23 protein-coding genes and 1 riboswitch are annotated in these 19,640 nt (G+C 57.2%); of the genes, 20 read left to right on the top strand and 3 right to left on the bottom strand.

What is annotated here, in order from left to right:
- Positions 1-11 precede the first annotated feature (11 nt).
- From prmC to glyA, 11 genes are all read left to right on the top strand, one after another.
- Positions 12-881 carry a peptide chain release factor N(5)-glutamine methyltransferase gene (prmC, locus tag ACZF99_RS24305; RefSeq protein ID WP_483612942.1) on the top strand — a complete coding sequence of 290 codons (870 nt, stop codon included), beginning with the start codon at positions 12-14 and terminating at the stop codon, positions 879-881.
- Positions 882-995: 114 nt separating this feature from the next.
- The gene (locus ACZF99_RS24300; RefSeq protein WP_178023312.1) at positions 996-1,271 is read left to right on the top strand and encodes a hypothetical protein; all 276 of its coding nucleotides are present in this window, start codon (positions 996-998) and stop codon (positions 1,269-1,271) included.
- 244 nt (positions 1,272-1,515) lie between these two features.
- Positions 1,516-2,727 carry an FtsW/RodA/SpoVE family cell cycle protein gene (locus ACZF99_RS24295; protein ID WP_483607454.1) on the top strand — a complete coding sequence of 404 codons (1,212 nt, stop codon included), beginning with the start codon at positions 1,516-1,518 and terminating at the stop codon, positions 2,725-2,727.
- 349 nt (positions 2,728-3,076) lie between these two features.
- A complete protein-coding gene (gene spoIIR, locus ACZF99_RS24290; RefSeq protein WP_483607453.1) occupies positions 3,077-3,763 on the top strand; it encodes a stage II sporulation protein R in 687 nt (228 codons plus the stop codon).
- A 139-nt stretch (positions 3,764-3,902) separates the two neighbouring features.
- A complete protein-coding gene (locus ACZF99_RS24285; protein WP_483607452.1) occupies positions 3,903-5,150 on the top strand; it encodes an L-threonylcarbamoyladenylate synthase in 1,248 nt (415 codons plus the stop codon).
- Positions 5,151-5,169: 19 nt separating this feature from the next.
- Entirely contained in the window at positions 5,170-6,042 is an 873-nt protein-coding gene (locus ACZF99_RS24280; RefSeq protein ID WP_483607451.1) for a DUF72 domain-containing protein, read from the top strand.
- 177 nt (positions 6,043-6,219) lie between these two features.
- Positions 6,220-6,780: a manganese efflux pump MntP gene (locus ACZF99_RS24275; RefSeq protein ID WP_483607450.1), complete on the top strand. Its 561-nt coding sequence runs from the start codon at positions 6,220-6,222 to the stop codon at positions 6,778-6,780.
- A 74-nt stretch (positions 6,781-6,854) separates the two neighbouring features.
- A complete protein-coding gene (locus tag ACZF99_RS24270) occupies positions 6,855-7,439 on the top strand; it encodes a low molecular weight protein arginine phosphatase (protein WP_483607449.1) in 585 nt (194 codons plus the stop codon).
- A 48-nt stretch (positions 7,440-7,487) separates the two neighbouring features.
- Positions 7,488-7,569: riboswitch (ZMP/ZTP riboswitch) on the top strand.
- A 469-nt stretch (positions 7,570-8,038) separates the two neighbouring features.
- Positions 8,039-9,424 carry a group II intron reverse transcriptase/maturase gene (gene ltrA, locus ACZF99_RS24265; RefSeq protein ID WP_483606585.1) on the top strand — a complete coding sequence of 462 codons (1,386 nt, stop codon included), beginning with the start codon at positions 8,039-8,041 and terminating at the stop codon, positions 9,422-9,424.
- Positions 9,425-9,614: 190 nt separating this feature from the next.
- Positions 9,615-10,199, top strand: coding sequence for a TIGR01440 family protein (locus ACZF99_RS24260; protein ID WP_483607448.1), 585 nt, complete (start codon positions 9,615-9,617; stop codon positions 10,197-10,199).
- 28 nt (positions 10,200-10,227) lie between these two features.
- The gene (glyA, locus tag ACZF99_RS24255) at positions 10,228-11,475 is read left to right on the top strand and encodes a serine hydroxymethyltransferase (RefSeq protein WP_483607447.1); all 1,248 of its coding nucleotides are present in this window, start codon (positions 10,228-10,230) and stop codon (positions 11,473-11,475) included.
- 81 nt (positions 11,476-11,556) lie between these two features.
- Here the strand turns inward: glyA and ACZF99_RS24250 are convergent, their stop codons facing one another.
- Genes ACZF99_RS24250 through ACZF99_RS24240 form a run of 3 tightly spaced genes read right to left on the bottom strand, consistent with a single transcriptional unit; the run spans position 11,557 to position 13,793 of the window.
- Positions 11,557-12,330, bottom strand: a complete 774-nt coding sequence (locus ACZF99_RS24250) for a class I SAM-dependent methyltransferase (RefSeq protein WP_483607446.1) — start codon at positions 12,328-12,330, stop codon at positions 11,557-11,559.
- Positions 12,327-13,247 carry an NAD(P)/FAD-dependent oxidoreductase gene (locus ACZF99_RS24245; RefSeq protein WP_483607445.1) on the bottom strand — a complete coding sequence of 307 codons (921 nt, stop codon included), beginning with the start codon at positions 13,245-13,247 and terminating at the stop codon, positions 12,327-12,329. Before ACZF99_RS24245 ends, ACZF99_RS24250 begins: the two co-directional genes overlap by 4 nt.
- 54 nt (positions 13,248-13,301) lie before the next feature.
- Entirely contained in the window at positions 13,302-13,793 is a 492-nt protein-coding gene (locus ACZF99_RS24240; RefSeq protein WP_483612940.1) for an RrF2 family transcriptional regulator, read from the bottom strand.
- Positions 13,794-13,894: 101 nt separating this feature from the next.
- Between ACZF99_RS24240 and ACZF99_RS24235 the strand changes: the two genes are divergently transcribed.
- From ACZF99_RS24235 to ACZF99_RS24195, 9 genes are all read left to right on the top strand, one after another.
- Positions 13,895-14,089 carry a hypothetical protein gene (locus ACZF99_RS24235; protein WP_483607444.1) on the top strand — a complete coding sequence of 65 codons (195 nt, stop codon included), beginning with the start codon at positions 13,895-13,897 and terminating at the stop codon, positions 14,087-14,089.
- Positions 14,074-14,703 carry a uracil phosphoribosyltransferase gene (gene upp / locus ACZF99_RS24230; protein ID WP_483607443.1) on the top strand — a complete coding sequence of 210 codons (630 nt, stop codon included), beginning with the start codon at positions 14,074-14,076 and terminating at the stop codon, positions 14,701-14,703. The genes ACZF99_RS24235 and upp overlap by 16 nt, the downstream gene beginning before the upstream one ends.
- 773 nt (positions 14,704-15,476) lie before the next feature.
- Positions 15,477-16,631 carry a non-hydrolyzing UDP-N-acetylglucosamine 2-epimerase gene (wecB, locus tag ACZF99_RS24225; protein WP_483607442.1) on the top strand — a complete coding sequence of 385 codons (1,155 nt, stop codon included), beginning with the start codon at positions 15,477-15,479 and terminating at the stop codon, positions 16,629-16,631.
- Between the two features lie 150 nt (positions 16,632-16,781).
- Entirely contained in the window at positions 16,782-17,015 is a 234-nt protein-coding gene (locus ACZF99_RS24220; protein WP_483607441.1) for an AtpZ/AtpI family protein, read from the top strand.
- On the top strand, positions 17,008-17,385 hold the full coding sequence (locus ACZF99_RS24215) for an ATP synthase subunit I (RefSeq protein ID WP_483607440.1): 378 nt from the start codon (positions 17,008-17,010) through the stop codon (positions 17,383-17,385). The genes ACZF99_RS24220 and ACZF99_RS24215 overlap by 8 nt, the downstream gene beginning before the upstream one ends.
- 33 nt (positions 17,386-17,418) lie before the next feature.
- Positions 17,419-18,186, top strand: coding sequence for a F0F1 ATP synthase subunit A (gene atpB, locus ACZF99_RS24210; protein WP_483607439.1), 768 nt, complete (start codon positions 17,419-17,421; stop codon positions 18,184-18,186).
- Positions 18,187-18,273: 87 nt separating this feature from the next.
- A complete protein-coding gene (atpE, locus tag ACZF99_RS24205) occupies positions 18,274-18,486 on the top strand; it encodes a F0F1 ATP synthase subunit C (RefSeq protein ID WP_483607438.1) in 213 nt (70 codons plus the stop codon).
- Between the two features lie 112 nt (positions 18,487-18,598).
- Complete coding sequence (gene atpF, locus ACZF99_RS24200; protein ID WP_483607437.1) at positions 18,599-19,090, top strand: F0F1 ATP synthase subunit B; 492 nt, start codon at positions 18,599-18,601, stop codon at positions 19,088-19,090.
- Positions 19,087-19,635 (top strand): F0F1 ATP synthase subunit delta, encoded by a 549-nt coding sequence (locus ACZF99_RS24195; RefSeq protein WP_483607436.1) that lies wholly within the window; start codon positions 19,087-19,089, stop codon positions 19,633-19,635. The genes atpF and ACZF99_RS24195 overlap by 4 nt, the downstream gene beginning before the upstream one ends.
- Positions 19,636-19,640: the final 5 nt, after the last annotated feature.

Raw genomic sequence — 19,640 nt, 5'->3', positions numbered from 1 at the left:
AAGGATACCGGATGTCCGGTGCAATGTCGATTTGGGAAGCCCGTAAAGAGGCTTCTTCTTTTTTAGCGGCGGCGGGCGTGCGGGAGCCCGAGTCGAACGCGGAGCTGCTGCTCCGCCATGTGCTGGGCCTTGAAGGCGCGGCGTATTTGGCCGCGCTGCGCGAGCCGTTCCCGGCGGACAAGCGGGACGCCTGGGAAGCGGTGATCCGCCGCAAAGCGGCGGGCGAGCCGGCGCAGTACATCACCGGGGAGCAGGAGTTCTACGGGTTGACCTTCCGGGTCAACCCGGCGGTGCTGATCCCCCGGCCGGAAACGGAGCTGCTCGTGGAGCGCATCGCGCTGGAAAGCGATGCGCTGTGGCCCGGCGGCGCGCCGTACGCCGCCGACATCGGCACGGGCAGCGGCGCGATCGCCGCGGCCCTGGCCCATCTGCGCCCAGCGTGGCGCGTGGCGGCGAGCGATATCTCGCCGGACGCCCTGGCGGTGGCGCAGGACAATGTCCGGCGGCTCGGCCTGGCCGTGGCATTCAAGCAGGGGAACCTGCTTGAACCGTTCGCCGGCGAGCCGCTGGACATCGTGGTGTCGAATCCGCCGTACATTCCGGCGGAGGAGATCCCGCACCTGCAGCCGGAGGTGCGGGACTTCGAGCCGCGCGGCGCGCTGGACGGCGGCCCGGACGGGCTCATGCCCTACCGGGCCATGATGGCGCAGCTCGCGCTGCTGCCCCGGCCGCCTCGCCTGATCGGCTTCGAGCTCGGCCAGGGCCAGGCCGCCGCCGTCGCGGAGCTGCTGCGCGCCGCCGGCCATTGGGACGAGATCGTGACGGTTCCCGATCTCGCCGGCATCGACCGACACGTGCTGGGCATCGCGCGCGGGCGGTAACCCCCGCTGCGCGACTCTATGAAAATAGGTGAATCTCCTCAACCAAAAGCCGCTCACTTTGGAAGGATAGTTTCATAGAATGTGGTATCTCAAGCCGAAAGGAGGAGATTCCACATGGCGTTCACACTGACGTATCCGTATGCGCAAGCGGCTGGTGTCGGCCAAGGTTATTTCGTGGCCGCCGATCCGCTGGGCCCAACCGGGATCGTTACGGTTGCGGCTACGCTGGGTAACGTCGAGCTCCGCATTACCCGGTACAATGCGCCGGATTTTATCCAGACCGTGACGCAAGGCAGCACGTTTTCCGTTGAGCTTGGCAACATTCAAACCATCGGTATTTTCGCGCTGACGGCGGCCACGGGCCTCATCACTCTGATTACCCCCGTTTAACCTCCCGCCTCCCATTTTCCCTTTCTTATCCCGACCCCCTTTCGGGCGCCGACGCTTGCGTCGGCGTTCTTTTTTTGCGGTGCGTGCCGTAAGAAAATAGCGCCGCCCGAACATAAATCGAACGGAAAGGGGAAACCTTTTTGGCGTTTCGCCCGTTATTGGGTCGAAAGCGCTGTTGTAGTTAGGCAGGGTTTCTTTTAAAGTAAAGGTAACGGGGTTTCTAGATGAAGAAAAGAGGATGTTCATGCTGAGCAAACTGAAAAAAATCGATTACTCCATCGTGTTGATCTTGCTGCTGCTCATGGTCATCAGTATCGCGGTGCTGTACAGCGCCACGTCGGGTACCAAATATGATGGACACCATCTTCGCATGCTGGCCTATTATGCGCTGGGGTTCGCCGCGTTCTTCGGGGTCTCCATTCTGGATTATCGGCTGCTCGTGAAATACGCGCCTTATTTGTACCTGTTCGGCTTCGGGCTGCTGATCATCGTCATGTTCATTGGAAATACGTATTACAACGCAACCGGCTGGCTGACGATTCCGGTCATTAAACAAAGCTTTCAGCCGGCGGAGTTTTTCAAGCTGCTGCTGGTCATTTTTCTCGGGTTTATGCTGCTGCGCAAACGAAAGCCCCGGCTGGCGTTCTGGCGCGATGTTGTGCCGATCTGCTTGCTGACCTTTATTCCGTTCGTGGCCGTGATGGCGCAGAACGATTTGGGGAATGCGCTTAGTTATATCATCATATTGGCGGGCATGCTGTGGATCGGGAACATTAAGTATTGGCATGCGCTGATCGCCGTCGTTATCTTCGTCGGTTCGGTGATCGGAGGCATTACCGCCTACAAGACGTATCACGACCAGGTGTACAACTTCTTCGTCGAGATTGGACGGGAGCATTGGATCAACCGGATCGATCCGTGGCTGATGCCGGAGAAAGCGTCCGAGGACGCCTCGTATCATACCCGGAACGCCAAGCTGGCGATCGCTTCCGGCGGCATGACCGGGGAAGGGTACATGAAAGGGGAGACGGTGCAGTCGGAGCGCGTGCCGCTGACCTATTCCGACTCGATCTTCGTGGTGATCGCCGAGGAATTCGGTTTTATCGGGAGCTCGGCACTGCTGCTGCTGTATTTTGTCCTGATTCACCGGCTTATCCTGATCTCCCTGGAATGCCGCGAGACCAGCGGGCCGTATTTGATCGTGGGGATCGTGGCGATGCTGCTGTATCAGATCTTCGAAAATATCGGCATGTTCATCGGCCTGATGCCGCTGACGGGAATTACCCTACCTTTCATCAGCTACGGCGGCACCTCGCTGCTGATTAATATGGCGAGCATCGGCGTGGCGATGAGTATTCGCATCTACGGTCAGGAGAAAGAGGAGGACACCCCGCTGCCGACGTCGTCCCGCTACTCGCTGCTCAGATCGAAACGTCGTCCGGAAAGCCAAGGATGAACGGAGGGGTAGGAAGGAGCGAGCGGGGAGTGCATTGCAGAGGGGAGTTTTCGAATAGAGTTACTTTTTCACCTTATTTTGATGTGGAGTGGGGAAGACGCCGAAATAAGGTGATTTTTTATGCTTATATCCGGATGCAGGGGCCATAACGGCGCATTTGGAGGGAGATAAGGTGAAAATTTCATCTTATGTGGCTCGAAAACGGGAGTTTTGCGGAAATAGGGTGATTCGTTCACTCTATTTTTTTCGCGAAAAATTTTACTAGATTCCTAGGTTTAGAAGTCTCTTAACCGGACATACTGATAGACATCAGCTGCTGAAATACCGGTTTGGTTAGGAGCAAGGAGTCATGAGCCAACGTACGCCTTCCCGTAAGAAAATCGTCCTCTTCTTCTTTTCCATTGTGATGTTGTTGATGTCCTGGGAGGGACAAATGGTCGACACCGCCGCTGCGGCCGGAGCGCAGGGGGGCATTCCGCAAGAATCCATTCGGCTGCGCATTCTCGCCAATTCGGACGGAACCGGCGATCAACTGGTCAAACGCCGCGTCCGCGATGCCGTGGTCGAGCAGATGAACGGCTGGGTTGCGCAGTTGGAAGACCCGCAGAGCCTGGACGAGGCCCGCCGGGTGATCCGCGACCATCTGCCCGCCATCGAGGAGCAAGTTGGACGGACGCTCCAGCAATACGGCAAAACGTACGATTATGAAGTCGAGCTGGGCACGGTGCCGTTTCCGACCAAAATGTACGGCGGCGCGGTCTATCCGGCCGGCGATTACGAAGCGCTGCGCGTGACGCTGGGCGAAGGGAAAGGGAAGAACTGGTGGTGCGTGCTGTTTCCGCCGCTGTGCTTCATCGATGCGGGGAGCGGGGACGCGCTGGCGAAGGACGCAGGTACGGCTGCGGTCGCGAAGGCTTCGGCCGGCGGGGCGGCGGGAGACGCCGTCCAGGTGGAGCGGGAGCAGGCGGAGGTACGCTTCTTCCTGTGGGATATGCTGGTGAAATTCTGGAATTGGATGACAAGTTTATTTGCTTAATTGTTCATCATGAGAAGATACCGTTCGGAGGGATCCGGACGGTTTTTTTGCGGTCTGCGTCGGGACGGGCTATGCGCATGGACGGGTTCGGGTATAATAGTAGAATATATCGATATCGAACAGTTTGGGATGAGCGAGAATGAACCGTAACGAATCTATTGAAAATCACGCCCGAAGCGCGGCGGATCTGCCCGCTCAGCAAGCGGCGGCGTCCAAGTCGACCCGCTGGTGGCGCATCGGGCCCGGAACTGGGGCCGCGGCCCCTGCGGAGCAAGTTGCCGAGGCCGGAATGCCGGAGGAAGCTCCGGCAGCGGGGGAGGAGGCGGCGGCCCTGAAGGAAGCCGCCGCCGTGCTGGCCTCCGGCGGGACGGTGGCGTTCCCGACGGAGACGGTGTACGGGCTTGGCGCGGATGCGCGGAATACGGCGGCCGTGGAGGCGATTTTTGCCGCCAAAGGCCGTCCGTCCGATAATCCGCTGATCGTGCACATCGCCGACGTGAGCCAGCTGGACGGACTCGTCACGGAAGTGAACGAGACGGCACGGCGGCTCATGGAGGCGTTCTGGCCCGGGCCGCTGACGCTGGTGCTGCCCGTGGCCGAAGGCGCCGTCTCGCCGCGCGTGACGGCGGGGTTGTCCACCGTGGGCGTGCGCATGCCCGCCCACGAAGTGGCGCTGCGGCTGATCGCCGCAGCGGGGTGCCCGGTGGCGGCGCCCAGCGCCAACCGGTCGGGACGCCCGAGCCCCACGCTGGCGAGCCACGTGGGCGAGGACCTGTCCGGCCGCATTGACGGCATCGTCGACGGCGGGCCCACCGGGGTGGGCCTGGAGTCGACGGTCGTGGAAGCCGGCCGGGACGGGGTTGTCACCGTGCTCCGCCCCGGCGGGATCACGGCGGAGCAGCTCGCCCGCGTTGCCGGCGCGGGCGTGCGGCCGGACGCCGCCCTGCAGCCGCAGGCGCAGGCGCGGGCGGGCGGCGGGGCCGCCCCCGGCCCGGCGGCGGCTGCGCCGCGCGCGCCGGGCATGAAGTACACGCACTATGCGCCGCAGGGCGTGCTGCGCATCGTGCGCGGGTCCGCCGAGCGGGTGGCGGACCGCATCCGGGCCGAGCTCGCGGCGGCCGCGGCGCGCGGGGAGAAGACGGGCGTGCTCGCCTTCGACGAGCGCCTCCCGTCCTACCGCGCCGACTGCGCGCTTTCGCTCGGCCGCGAGACCGAGCTGGAGACGGCGGCGCACCGTCTCTACGCCGCGCTCCGCCGCTTCGACGAATGCGGCGTCACCTACATCCTCGCCGAAGCTTGCCCCGAGGAGGGGCTCGGCTCGGCGGTGATGAACCGGCTGCTGAAAGCCGCCGGTCACCGGGTGATTGACGCCGGCGGAGCCTCGTAAAAGGGCAGGGGGTGAGGAGATGATCCGCATCGGCCTGGCCGGCTGGGGGGATCATGACGATTTGTACCCTGCCCGGACGCCGGCCAAAGACAAGCTCGCCGGGTATGCGAAGTATTTTTCCGTGGTGGAGGTGGACAGCTCTTTCTACGCCGTATTGGGGGAAGAGGTGTATCGCCGCTGGCTGGCGGAGACGCCGTCCGCTTTCACGTTCATTATTAAAGCTTATCAGGGAATGACCGGCCATAGCCGGGGCAAATCGCCGTTCGGCGGTCCGGGCGAGATGTTCCGGGCTTATCTGGATTCGATCCGCCCGGTGGTGGAGGCGGGCCGATTAAAGGCTGTGATGTTCCAGTTCCCGCCCTGGTTCGACTGCACGCCGGAGCATGTCCGGCAGTTGCGGGCCATCCGCAAATGGATGGGAGACTTGCCGGCCGCGTTGGAGTTTCGTCATCAAAGCTGGTTCGCCGCCGTCCACCGGGAGCGTACGCTGGAATTCATGCGCCGGGAGGGCTGGATTCATATCGTTTGCGATGAACCCCAAGCGGGACAAGGCTCGGTTCCCACGGTACTGGAACCCACCGATGCCGAGTTGACGATCGTTCGCATGCACGGCCGGAACGCCGCGGGCTGGAGTCAAGCGGGCGCGGCGAACTGGCGGGAGATCCGTACGTTGTACCGCTATTCGCAGGAGGAGCTGCAGGAGTGGACCGGCAGGTTGGAACAGTTGCGCAGCAAAGGGACGAAGGAGATCTGTATGATTTTCAACAACAATTCCGGCGGGGATGCGGCGATAAACGCGCTGGAGATGATGAGTCTGCTGGGCCAAGCGCCGCGCCGGCTTCCGCCGCTTCAACTGGATTTATTCGGCAGTATGGAGGATTTAGGGGACTAAACTTTAACCCGCTGAAGAGAGGGGGATGGTCCTCCTGCTCGTTCCCGCAGCAAGCATACGCTCCTGTTGGTTGCTCGATCTACCGCCTCCCCAAGCTCCCCTCCTCCCCTCCAAGTCATGAACCGTAACCTGTCCGCATATGGTTGTACAAAAGACGGGACAAAGGGGATTACGGTTATGACGGAGGCTTATGAGCGGCTGGGAGAGCTGTTGACGATCCTGCTGATGGCGGCTGCGCTGGGAATGGATGCCTTATCGCTGGGCGTCGGCATCGGCATGAAAGGAGTCCGGCGGAAAGAAGCGCTCCGCATCGGCACGATGGTCGCTCTCTTTCACGTGCTGATGCCTCTGCTTGGCATTGCGGCGGGACAATACGTCGGTGCGCTGCTGGGGAGCCTGGCGCGGTACGCTGCGGGCACCCTGCTGTTTCTGCTCGGAGCCCATATGATCGTCAGTTCGGTCAAAGGCAGCGGCGTGCAGTCGATCAACCACCGGACCTGGGGGGGCGCGCTGCTGTTTTCGTTAAGCGTCAGTATCGATTCCTTTTCCGTCGGGGTGTCGCTTGGCATGTTCCGTGGCGATTGGCTGCTGGCGGTGCTGGCCTTCGGATTGTTCGGCGGCGTCATGTCCTTGGTTGGGCTGGCGATGGGACGAGGTGTGGGGCGTTCGCTCGGCGATTACGGCGAGGCGGCCGGCGGGGCGATCCTGCTGGCCTTTGGCCTGCTGTTCATCTTTTGAAAAGACGATCGTTCGTGATAAAATAAAAGTTCAAACGATAGGGGGATTCCCCGCTGACATGGAGGTGAAAGGGCATGCGCATCTTGTTTGTGTGTACCGGAAATACCTGTCGCAGCCCGATGGCCGAAGGCATGCTGCGCAAGCTGGCGCGGGATCGCGGGTTGGACGTGCAGGTTCGTTCGGCCGGCGTGGCCGCCATGAAGGGGGCCTCCATTTCCCGTCATGCGGAAGCGATCCTTCGGGACCGGGGGATTACGGATGCTTTCGAATCCACCCCGATCGACGCCGAATTGACGGACTGGGCGGATCTGGTCCTGACGCTGACGCAAGGGCACAAACGCCAGGTGATCCATACGTTTCCGGGGGCGGCAGACAAAATATTCACGTTAAAAGAATACGTCGAGGACGACGCCGCGCTATTGGCCAATCTGGAGGAGTTTCGCCGACTGGCGGCGGAGAGGGAATTGGCCCGGGCGCTGGGCAGCGAATGGTCCGCGGAGCAGCAGCGACGGCTGGATGAGCTGCAGCGGCGGTTGCCGGCCTACGACATTTCCGATCCGTTCGGCGGTTCGCGGGCGGATTATGACCGGGCGGCGGCAGAGATCGGGGCGGCGCTGGAGAAGCTGATCGCCATGCTGGAGCGCGGCGAGGGGCATTAAACCTGTTGCATTTGCTTCGCCGATGCTTTATTCTAAGAGCAGAAGTTTTCGTTCCGATGTAACTGGCGACAAGGGTGGATCAAACCACGATGGAGCATCGGAGAATAGGCCGGTCGCCTGGGCAAAGAGCACGACGCGCGTAAGCTGCGTTATGCTCTTTTTTTGTGTGCGCCCGGCATGGGCGATAACTAGGCGGTGAAAGTCCGCTACAGGCTTGGCAGTAGGAACTGTTAGCTGAAGGCAAGGGTGTCGGTCGCGAGGCCGAATCTGAAGGAAGCCGGAGGCAAACCCTCGGTCTGACGAACAGAAATCACATATAAGGCATGATGAGACGGACGAGCTTGCACGTCAAAGTAAAGTCCAATACTGCCCGAATCTCATCATGTAGATGTGGCAGATGGATGAGGGGAAAGTTATCGCCCTTACCCGGGGAGGTCTCACAGACGTGGAGTAGGAAGAAAAAAAAAAAAAAATCCGAAACATGGAGTAAAGCTTGCTGTGAGAAGTCAGCAGACGCCATAGTACGCTTGCCGCGACGGCGAGCGGAAGGGCTGAACAATCGTAAGTCTTGAGTACAGACCGAAAGGAGAGTCGACGCGATGAAAGCAGAATACCGAAAGGGCTGCCGGCAAAGAGATAGCGTGGAACGCGAAGGGTATGCAGGAGTGCGGAGCATCGAAGCTCGGGAAGGTAGAGAAAGAGACGGTGCAACCGAACTGATGGAACGCATCCTGGACAGAGAGAATCTGAACCGAGCGTACAAACAGGTCAAGCGCAACCACGGAGCGCCCGGAATCGATGGGATGACTGTCGAAGCGGCACTGCCATGGCTGCGTGAAAACAGAGAGGAACTCCTACAAAGTATCCGGAATGGAAGTTATCGACCGAGCCCGGTACGGCGAAAGGAAATCCCCAAACCAGATGGAAGCGGCGTGCGAAAGCTAGGCATTCCGACGGTCGTAGATCGGGTGATTCAGCAAGCCATCGCTCAAGAGCTGCAACCCTTGTTCGAGCCGCGCTTCTCGGAAGGCAGTTACGGCTACCGCCCGGGGCGAAGCGCGCAGCAAGCCATTCGAAAAGTAAAAGCGTATGCGGAGCAGGGCTATGGACAAGCGGTCGAAATTGACCTGTCAAAATACTTCGATACGCTGAACCACGAGCTTCTGTTGAATCTCTTGCGCAAACAAATCCAGGACAAACGCGTCATTGATCTGATCAAGAAGTACCTGAAAAGCGGAGTCATGGAGAACGGCGTGTGCCGGGCAACGGAGGAAGGTTCTCCCCAGGGCGGCCCGTTGTCCCCGCTGTTGGCCAACATCTACCTGAACGAATTTGATCAGGAGATGGAAAGCCGAGGCGTGAGGGTCATCCGCTATGCGGATGACATCGTGGTATTGGCGAAGAGCAAACGAGCAGCCATACGGCTGCTGGAATCGAGCCGGACCTATTTGGAACAGAAGCTAAAGCTTCAAATGAACACGCAGAAGAGCAAGGTCGTCAGTGTTGTGGCGCAGAAGCACTTCAAATTCCTCGGATTTGCCTTGGGGAAGAACGGAAGGGGCATATACGTACGCGTACATCGTCAAGCGCTGACCAAGGCGAAGAAGAAGCTGAAAGAGCTAACGGGTCGAAGCCAAGGCAGGAATGCGCGGCAGGTGATGGAAAACGTAAAGGTCTACATTCGCGGATGGATCGGCTATTTCTACGTAGCGGATATGAAGCGGATTCTGCAAAACTGGAATGAATGGCTGCGAAGACGGATGCGGATGTACATCTGGAAACAGTGGAAGAGACCGAAAACGAAGGTGCAAAACCTGCGCAAGCTGGGGGTGCCGAAGTGGCAGGCCTACCAATGGGGGAACACAAGGCTGGGCTACTGGCGAATAGCCGGAAGCGCAGTATTGAATCGCTCTGTAACAAACGAAAGGCTCGCACAGGCGGGTTATTATGACTTCCCTGCCCAATACGAGCGTCTACGTCAATAGCACTCAATGCGATTGAACCGCCGTGTACCGAACGGTATGCACGGTGGTGTGGAAGGTCGGCTACTCAATTAATGGGTAGCCTCCTATCCGATTGGGTAGGGCCTTTCGATTACGGCGCGCTTTTCTCTGTTATAATAAGGACAGACTTTATCAGGTGTTCTTGGGATAAACGGAAAGGAGCGGGCATCACATGGAGCAGGAAGAGCTCGGAACGATTCGGGCGCAGGTGGCGGCGATCGCGGAGGAAGTGGCCGGCGCGGCCAACCTGGGCCCGGGCAAGCTGCTGGTCGTTGGGGCCAGCACCAGCGAAGTGGCGGGCAAACGCATCGGCACGGGCGGAGCCGAAGACATCGCGGCCGCGCTGTGGGCCGGGATCGATGAGGTCCGGGCCAAATACGGCTTTGACGTCGCGTTTCAATGCTGCGAGCATTTGAATCGCGCGCTGGTGGTCGAACGGGCGGTACTGGAGCGGCTTTCGCTAACGGAGGTGGCTGCGGTGCCCGTCCCGAAAGCCGGCGGATCGATGGCCGCCGCGGCCTACCGGCGCTTGTCGGCTCCGTGCTTGGCGGAAATGATGGAAGTCCACGCCGGGCTCGACATCGGCGAAACGCTGATCGGCATGCATCTGCGCCGGGTGGCGGTGCCGTTTCGGCCTTCGCTGCGGAAGGTTGGGCAGGCGCGCGTCACGGCGGCCACGACCCGCCCGAAGCTGATCGGCGGCGAGCGGGCCGTTTACGCGCTTCCGCCGGATTCGGATTCCACGCTTTGCGACTAATCTTGGATTTATAAGGAGGACAACGAAGATGGAAAATTTGAGAAACCAGGATCCAGCCGTGCTGGAGGCCATGAATCTGGAACTGAAGCGTCAGCGCAACAACATTGAGCTGATCGCTTCCGAGAACATCGTCAGCGAGGCGGTCATGGAGGCGATGGGTTCCGTACTCACCAACAAATACGCCGAAGGATACCCGGGCAAACGGTACTACGGCGGCTGCGAGCGCGTGGACATCGTGGAAAATATCGCCCGCGACCGGGCGAAGGAATTGTTCGGCGCCGAGCATGCCAACGTCCAGCCGCATTCCGGCGCGCAGGCGAACCTGGCCGTTTACCTTGCCGCTCTGAAACCCGGCGATACGGTGCTGGGGATGAACCTGGCGCACGGCGGCCACTTGACCCATGGCAGTCCGGTCAACGCTTCCGGTCTGTTCTATAACTTCGTTGCGTACGGCGTACAGGAAGACACGTTCCTGATCGACTATGACGAGGTGCGCAAAGCGGCGTTCAAGCATCGCCCGCGCCTGATCGTGGCCGGGGCGAGCGCGTATCCGCGGATCATCGATTTCGAGAAGCTGGCTTCTATCGCGAACGACGTGGGCGCGCTCTTCATGGTCGATATGGCGCATATCGCCGGCCTCGTGGCGGCGGGACTGCACCCGAACCCGGTGCCGCATGCCCATTTCGTGACGACTACGACCCACAAGACGCTGCGCGGGCCGCGCGGCGGGATGATTTTGTGCAAACAGCCTTGGGCGGCCGCGATCGACAAAGCGGTATTTCCGGGCACGCAAGGCGGACCGCTGATGCACGTCATTGCTTCCAAAGCGGTTGCATTGGGCGAAGCGCTCCAACCTTCTTTTAAAACCTATGCGGAAAATGTCGTGAAGAACGCCAAGGTTCTGGCGGAAACGCTGGTGGCCGAAGGCCTGAACATCGTGTCCGGCGGCACGGATAACCATCTGATGCTGGTCGATACGCGCAACCTCAACATCACGGGGAAAGACGCCGAGCATGTGCTGGATTCGATCGGCATCACGGTCAACAAAAACGCGATTCCGTTCGACCCGACCAGCCCGTTCGTCACCAGCGGCATCCGCATCGGTACGCCGGCCGCCACTTCGCGCGGCATGGATGAAGAAGCGATGAAGGAAATCGGACGGATTATCGCCGTCGTGTTGAAATCGCCGAAGGACGAAGCGCTGCTGGAACAAAGCCGCAAGCAGGTGTCCGAGCTGACCGATCGTTATCCGCTGTACCCGAACTTGAAATACTAATTTTGAAACTCGTCTTAGAAAAGAAAGAAGCCGGGAGCTGTCAGCCCCCGGCTTTTTGACGTTGCATGAGCGGCATGCGGACTACTCCGCATCTTTGATGGCTATGATGCGAAGTCGGCTGATATCCAGCATCCATTGGCCATCCTTATATAGAGCGGGCTTTGCAAGAGAAACGACGGCATCGTACAGAGCGGCTCTTTCCGAGGGGGCGATCCCGTGAAAAAAAGATTCGGCAAAGCCGTCGATCCGTTTGCGTAAGCCCTCCTCGCCACTCAGCGGCGTGGGAAGGTCGAGATGCCGGGCGAGCGTGACGCGGAAGCCGCTTCGTTCGAGCAGGCTGGCGTATTCGCCGATGCTGGGGTGGTACCATGGATTTCGCCCTTCCCACGGATATCCATGCGTTTTTAGCACCTGTTCGATCGCCCCGGTCAGCACGGCGATATTGCCTTTTCCGGCAAATTCGGCCACGAACCGGCCGCCTTTCCGCAGGGCAAGGCGGATGGTTTCGGCGACGGCGGGCGCGTCCTGGATCCAATGCAAAGCGGCATGGGAGTACACGGCGTCATAAAGGCTGTCGCTCCGGTACGTGCGGGCATCTTTGTTTTGGAGGTCCAGTTCGGGATGCCTCTGTTTTGCTCGGCGGATGGTTTCCGCCGAGGCGTCGATGCCGGTGGGGATAGCTCCGGCAGCGGCAATGGCGGCGGTGAGGTCCGCGTTCCCGCAGCCGAGGTCAAGAATTCGCTCTCCCGGCTCGGGCCGCAGCCAGGATAGCAACTCGACGCCCGGGTTGGCGTTCGTGATTCGGTCATCCCAAGGCTCAGAGTTTGCCTTCCTGTTGTCCGGAAACGGGTTCATCCCTTTTTCCTCCATGCTTCAAGATTCAGTTCGTTGTTCAACGCGGCGGCAGCCAACGCTCCCGAGGAAGCTGCGGCGATGGCTTGATGCCGTTGCGTTACGGCGTCTCCGGCGCTAAAGACGCCCGGCACGTTCGTTCGCCCGAATTCGTCGACGATGACCGTTCCCGCTTCCGTAACCTGGCAGCCCAAGGTTTGCGGAAGGCTGGAGCCGATGACCAGATCCGGTTTGAAGAAGATCCCCCTGCACGAAATGGCGGTACCGTCTTCGAGAACGACTTGCCGTACGATCCCTTCGTCCGACTCGATGGAGCGGATCGGCGCATCATAAAGAGGGACGCCATGCCGCCGCAAATCCTCGCGATCCGCCTCCGTCAATCCGTCGGGACCGTTGGTGCATAACGTGAAGCGATCCGTCCAACCGGAAATGAGCGGGATGAAATGCATGGCCTCCGCTCCGCTCGTAATGATCACCAGCGGCGCATCGCGCAACTCCCAGCCGTCGCAGTAAGGGCAAACGAAAGCGCTTGTCCCGTATACCTCGGGAAGGCCCGGAATATTTAGCGGCCGATCCTTCATGCCAACGGCAAACAACAGCTTCTTCCCGGGGAGGGTCAAGCCCTGCGCGGTCGTGATTTGAAAATGGCCGTCCGTCCCGGTTACGGATCGGGCCTCGTCTTCGATAAAAGAGATGCCGGGATAGCGGGCGATTTGTTGCTTCGCAATTCGCCGCAGTTCTCCCGGAGGAATTCCGTCACGAGTCAGGAATCCGTGGGCTTCACGGGTGACCGCGTTGCGCGGCCGACCTTCGTCGATGACCACCGCTTTCTTCCGGGCCCTTCCCAGCATGAGGGCGGCATTCAGGCCAGCCGGTCCGCCGCCGATAATCAATGCATCATACATCGCTTCGTTCATCATTAATACACCTCCATGGATCTTTAATATCCATAATTAAAAAGCAAGAAGTGCCGGTCACTTCTTGTGCGCCGGGATTTTTCCGGCTGCGGCGGCCGCATCCAAAACCGTCTGAATCGTATGCTCCTGCAAGTATTGATTCAGTTGCCGTTCGGCGCCGTCCATCACCTGCTTGACGAGACAGACGCATCGGACGGATTCTTGCTCGGCTTTCCCGCTTCCGCCGCCGCCCTCTTCGGCAAGCATTCGATGCTGGTGCGATTCGGCATTTGAGCATTCGAATAAGTGCTGCCGGCCTTCGATCACTTGAATGACCTCGAGGAACGTGATCCGATCCGCGGGCCGGGCCAGCTCATAGCCGCCATTCACGCCCGGCACGGCGCGTACAATACCGTCTTGCCGCAGCTTGGACATGATTTTGGAGAGGTAGCTCTCCGAAACGCCAAGCATCGTGGACAATGGCTTGATGCCGACGTTCTGGCGGCGCTCTGTGCTCGCCAGGTGAATGAGCGCGTGCAGTGCATAATCGGTGCTTTTGGAGTACTGGATGACCGGTTCCCTCCCTTTCAATTAATTATGGACTTAGTGTATCCATAATATCGAATGCGTATGCTCGCTGTCAAGCGCCGTCAATTGATGGGAAGTCCGGTTTGAAGCGTATTGCTTCCTATATAAGCGGTTTCTTTTTGACGGCTTTGCAACATGTGGCGGTGATGGTGAAAATGCCAACTTGGAATGATATAATAGACAAGATTTGTGGAGCGTTCGAAGAATGGGAACGGGATGACAAGCAAAAACTTAGCGCTAAAAACGGAGGTACGAACGAAATATGGGAAAACTGGTAGTATGCGATCACCCTTTAATCCAACACAAGCTGACTTTTATCCGCGACATGCGGACCAACACGAAGGATTTTCGTGAACTGGTGGACGAAGTGGCCACTTTGATGGCGTACGAAATTACGCGGGACATCCCGCTTGAGTCGATCAAAGTGCAGACGCCGGTGGCTGAAGCCGAGTCGAAGGTCATTTCCGGGCGGATGCTGGGGCTTATTCCGATTCTTCGCGCCGGGTTGGGGATGCTGGACGGCGTATTGAAGCTGCTTCCTGCGGCGAAGGTTGGACATGTCGGGCTGTTCCGGGACCCGGAAACGCTGCAACCGGTCGAATACTACATCAAGCTGCCTACGGATGTGCAGGAGCGCGAGCTGATCGTGATCGATCCGATGCTGGCCACCGGGGGATCCGCGATCGCGGCCATCACTGCGTTGAAGAACCGCGGCTGCACCCAGATCAAGATGATGAACCTGATCGCCGCGCCGGAAGGCGTTAAGGCGGTGCATGATGCGCACCCTGACGTGGACATTTACGTGGCGGCTCTGGACAGCCACCTCAATGAACACGGCTACATCATCCCGGGCCTGGGCGATGCCGGCGACCGGTTGTACGGCACGAAGTAAACGGGCTCTTTTTCCGTTTCAATCAAGATTTTAGAATCGGGTTTTCAGCGCCGAGAAGGTTGGATGAAGCTAGGGATTGAGCAGCGGAGCGTAGCTGGAGGCTTCGTGAGCAACGGAGCGACCGGCTGAATTCAAGATTCGACGTCGAGTCCTCATCCTTGATCCAACATCGCGATGGGAAGTGGTTTTAAAATTATCGTTTCAATCAAGATTTTAAAATCGGGTTGTCAGCGCCGAGAAGGTTGGATGAAGCTAGGGATTGAGCAGCGGAGCGTAGGTAAGCCTACGTGAGCAGCGGAAAGCCCGGGCTGAATTCAAGATTCGCCGTCGAGTCCTCATCCTTGATCCAACATCGCGATGGGAAGTGGTTTTAAAATTATCGTTTCAATCAAGATTTTAAAATCGGGTTGTCAGCGCCGAGAAGGTTGAATGAAGCTAGGGAGAGAGTAGCGGAGCGTAGCTGGAGGCTACGTGAGCAACGGAGCGACCGGCTGAATTCAAGATTCGCCGTCGAAGCCTCATCCTTGATCCAACATCGCGAGGGGAAGTGGTTTTAAAATTACCGTTTCAATCAAGATTTTAGAATCGGGTTTTCAGCGCCGAGAAGGTTGAATGAAGCTAGGGAGAGAGTAGCGGAGCGTAGCTGGAGGCTACGTGAGCAACGGAGCGACCGGCTGAATTCAAGATTCGCCGTCGAGTCCTCATCCTTGATCCAACATCGCGATGGGAAGCCGATTTTAAAATTACCTCTATAAAGGAAGGAAATGAGTGTGGTGGGGAAGATTAAAGTAATGACCATCTTCGGCGTCAGACCCGAAGCGATTAAGATGGCGCCGTTGATTCTTGAGCTGCAGAAGCATCCCGAGCGGATCGAATCGCTGGTTTGCGTGACGGCCCAGCATCGCGAGATGCTTGACCAGGTATTGGACGTATTCCGGATTGTACCGGACTACGATCTGGACGTCATGAAGCCGAACCAGTCGCTGAACGAAATTTCGATCCGCGTGCTGCAGGGGCTGGAAGGGGTGCTCAAAGAAGCCAAGCCGGATATCGTGCTGGTGCACGGCGATACGCTGACGACATTCCTGGCGAGTTATGCCGCCTTCCTGCAGCAAATCAAAGTGGGACATGTGGAAGCCGGATTGCGTACTTGGAATAAGATGTCTCCTTATCCGGAAGAGATGAATCGGCAGTTGACCGGCGTTTTGGCCGACCTGCATTTTGCGCCAACGGAATGGTCGGCTGGGAATTTACGGAAAGAGAATAAGCAAAAGTCAACCATATATGTCACAGGCAATACGGTTACAGATGTGTTTCAATATACTGTACAAACTGATTACAAAAATTCCGTGCTCGAATGGGCTGCCGGAAAACGGCTTGTTTTGATGACGGCTCACCGCCGGGAATCGCAAGGTCAGCCACACTTGAACATCTTTCGTGCCGTAAGAAGAATTGCCGATGAGTTCGAGGATGTAGCCTTCGTTTATCCGGTTCACCCCAGTCCTGCGGTAAGAGAACCCGCATACGAAACTTTGGGTGATCATCCCCGTATTAAACTTATCGATCCTTTGGATGTGGTGGATTTGCATAATTTCTATCCTCACACCCATTTAATTCTTACGGACTCGGGCGGTTTGCAGGAAGAAGCGCCTTCTTTCGGCGTTCCCGTCCTGGTGCTGCGCGATACGACGGAACGTCCGGAAGGGATCGAAGCGGGAACGCTGGAACTGGTCGGTACGGATGAGGAGATGGTTTATGAACGGACAAAGGTGTTGCTCAGCGATCGGAAGACGTATGAATCGATGAGCCGGGCCGCCAATCCATATGGCGATGGGAAAGCATCACAAAGAATTGTCAATGCGATATATCACCATTTTGGGATTTTGGAGCAGCGACCCGAAGATTTTCACAGAATGTTCACAAAGTAATAACTTCAAGAATTGTGTTTCCGCCCAAGATAGCATACAGTATTACTGTACGGTTTAACGCTTTCTTTCTTTGTTATCATGGATTATCGCTTTAACGCTTTCGTTGACAAAAAGTCGTCACATTTTGTAAAATAAGTTGGGATTGCGTTGATGAATAAATCTAGCAAGGAAGTTAAACCTTGGATAGTTGCTTCTTATATTAGCGGGGCGGGCACGGTGCTCGTGCTCTATATAGTTGCGGGCTATCTGGCGTCGAAGTGGCTGGTGTCGTTTTTTGGCGGATCCGGATTGTGGATTGCCCTTGGGACGACGCTGGGCCTGATTCTTGGCGTTGCCAACATCATTGTCATAATTTGCAGATTTATGGGGGAACGAAATGGATGACATGAATTCCATTGTCACGGCCGTGTCCCGGATAACGTTGTTTCTGTTATCCGCCTTGTTTCTTGGATGGGCTTTTCTCCCTGAGTACAGGCCCCTGTGCAGCGGTTTGATCCTGGGCCTTGTGGCTGGTTTGGTTTGCGTCCGCTTCCTGTCCGCAAAAGTGCGCGGACTCGTCAATCTCGCGGTTAGCCAGGAAAATAAGAAGTTCAGCTTTGGGTTCGTTACCAGAATCTGTCTGGTTTTCGTAACGGCCATGGTTGCGGCCAAGCTGGAGCAAGTTTCCCTGCCGGGCACTATTATAGGTATGTTCGTGCCCCAGTTGTTGACGATACCGGCGAGCATCGTAATCGTGCTGAGAAACAAGTCTTGACTCGCGATGAGTGAAAGGGGTGAGTAGTTACACATGCATGAGGCACCGATTATCAATCTTGGCGGTTTTAATCTGGATCTCTCTGCGATTCTGATGTTGTTTGTAACCTGTCTGATCGTGTTTGTGCTTTGCCGATTGGCGGTTCGCAACCTGTCGGTCGATAATCCGGGCAAACTGCAAAACTTCATGGAATGGGTTGTGGAGTTTGTCCAAGGGATCGTCGGAAGCGCGATGGATTTGAAAAAAGGGAAGCCTTATATCAGCCTCGGCCTGACCTTGATTTTGTTCATTTTTGTCTCCAACCTGCTGGGTCTGCCGATGGGGATCATCACGGAAGCGCACCAGCCGGAAATGATTTTCGGCCATGTGATTGAAGCGACGCAGCATTTGAGTCACGGGGAACACGCCGAGATTTTATGGTGGAAATCGCCGACGGCCGACATTTCCGTTACTGCGGGGCTAGCGGCGATCGTCTTTTTCCTAATGAATTATCTGGGATTAAGATATAACCGGAAGCATTATCTCAAACATTACATCGAACCGTTCCCGGTTTTTCTGCCGCTGAACATCATTGAGAACCTGGCCAAGCCGATCGCGTTGGCAATCCGTTTGTTCGCCAACATTTTTGCGGGCGAGGTTTTAATTGCGGTGATCCTGAAACTGGGATTCCTGGGGATTCCGTTCATGGGCGTATGGCAGGGCTTCAGTATTTTTGTCGGCGCGCTTCAAGCCTACATTTTTACGATCCTGACGATGGTTTATATCGCACAAACAACGGTTCACGAGGAAGGCAGTCATTAATAATCTCGAAGAGCATGCCTACGGTTCTGTCTCTAAGAGGTCTATTATATTAAACCAAATTCAATTCTTTTGAGGAGGAAATTAAAGATGACATTTTTGGCAGCAGCTATAGCAGTTGGTATGGGTGCGCTAGGCGCAGGTATCGGTAACGGGATGATCGTTAAAAGTACGGTGGAATCCATCGCTCGTCAGCCAGAAGCGGCAAGCAAGCTTCAAACCACAATGTTCATCGGTGTCGGTATCGTCGAAGTTGTGCCGTTGGCGGCTACCGTTATCGCGTTCCTGATCATGTTCTCTTAATAAATAGCTACGGTTTGGCGGGGAGGGCCGATGCCATCCGCGCCTTCGTTTTATAAGTATCGTATCCTGTGCTGTAGAAGAGGCAGGTAGCTAACGGAAAGGAGTGACATCGGTGAAGGTCCTGTGGGAGAATATTTTGATCACCATGCTTTCATTTGGAATATTATACTGGCTGCTAAGCAAGTTCGCGTTCAGCAAGCTGTTTGCGATCATGGAACAACGCCGTGAAATGGTGCGTTCCCAATTGGATGAGGCGAAGCAAACCAAGGAACAAGCGGCAGCCTATGTGGAAGAGCAGAAAGCAGCTCTGAAGCAGGCACGGCAGGAAGCCCTCGAAATTATCGAGACCTCCAAAGAAACCAGCAGCAAGCAGGCGAAGGAATTGCTTAATCAGGCGAAGCTTGACGCTGCGCGCATGAAGGATGAGGCCTTGCGTGATATCGAGAGCGAGAAGCTGAATGCGGTCGAAACGCTGCGCGGCGAAATCGGTGCGTTCTCGGTGCATATCGCTTCCAAGCTGATTGAGCGGGAAGTGGAAGTTAATCCGGCCGAGCAGGAGAAACTGGTAGGCCAATACCTCAAAGAAGTAGGTAGCAAATCATGAGCCGGGAAGCCGTTGTAGCCAGCAGGTATGCCAAAGCGCTGTTCGAGATTGCTCAGCAGGAAGGGCGGACGCTCGAATTGGAAGCGGAACTGAAGGCTCTGGTTGACGTGCTTCATCATGATCAAACCATCCAGCGGTTCATCGAGAGTCCGAAAATTTCGGACACCGCGAAGCGGGAGGCGATCCGCGAAGGCCTGCAAGGCAAGGTGTCGCAGCCGGTCGTTTCGCTGGTTCAGTTGCTGATCGAACGGGGGAGAATTACGATTTTGCCGGAGATCCTAAGCAGCTACACCAAGGCGGTGGGCGACGCGCTGGGTTTGTCCGATGCCCTTGTGTACAGCTCGTATCCTTTGAACGAAGCGGAGAAGCAGCTGGTGGCCGATGAATTCGGCGCACTGGTAAGCAAGAAAATCCGCATTATCAATGAAGTGGATAAGGAATTGCTGGGCGGTATTAAGGTGAAGATCGGCGATACGGTATACGATGGAAGTTTGGCAGGTAAGCTGAATCGGCTGGAAAAGTCTTTTCGAAGACAAGCACTGTAGATAGG

The organism is Paenibacillus sp. JL3B1040, assembly GCF_057063165.1.
The sequence above is the reverse complement of the archived record's forward strand: the minus strand, read 5'-3'. Positions and strand labels throughout refer to the sequence as shown.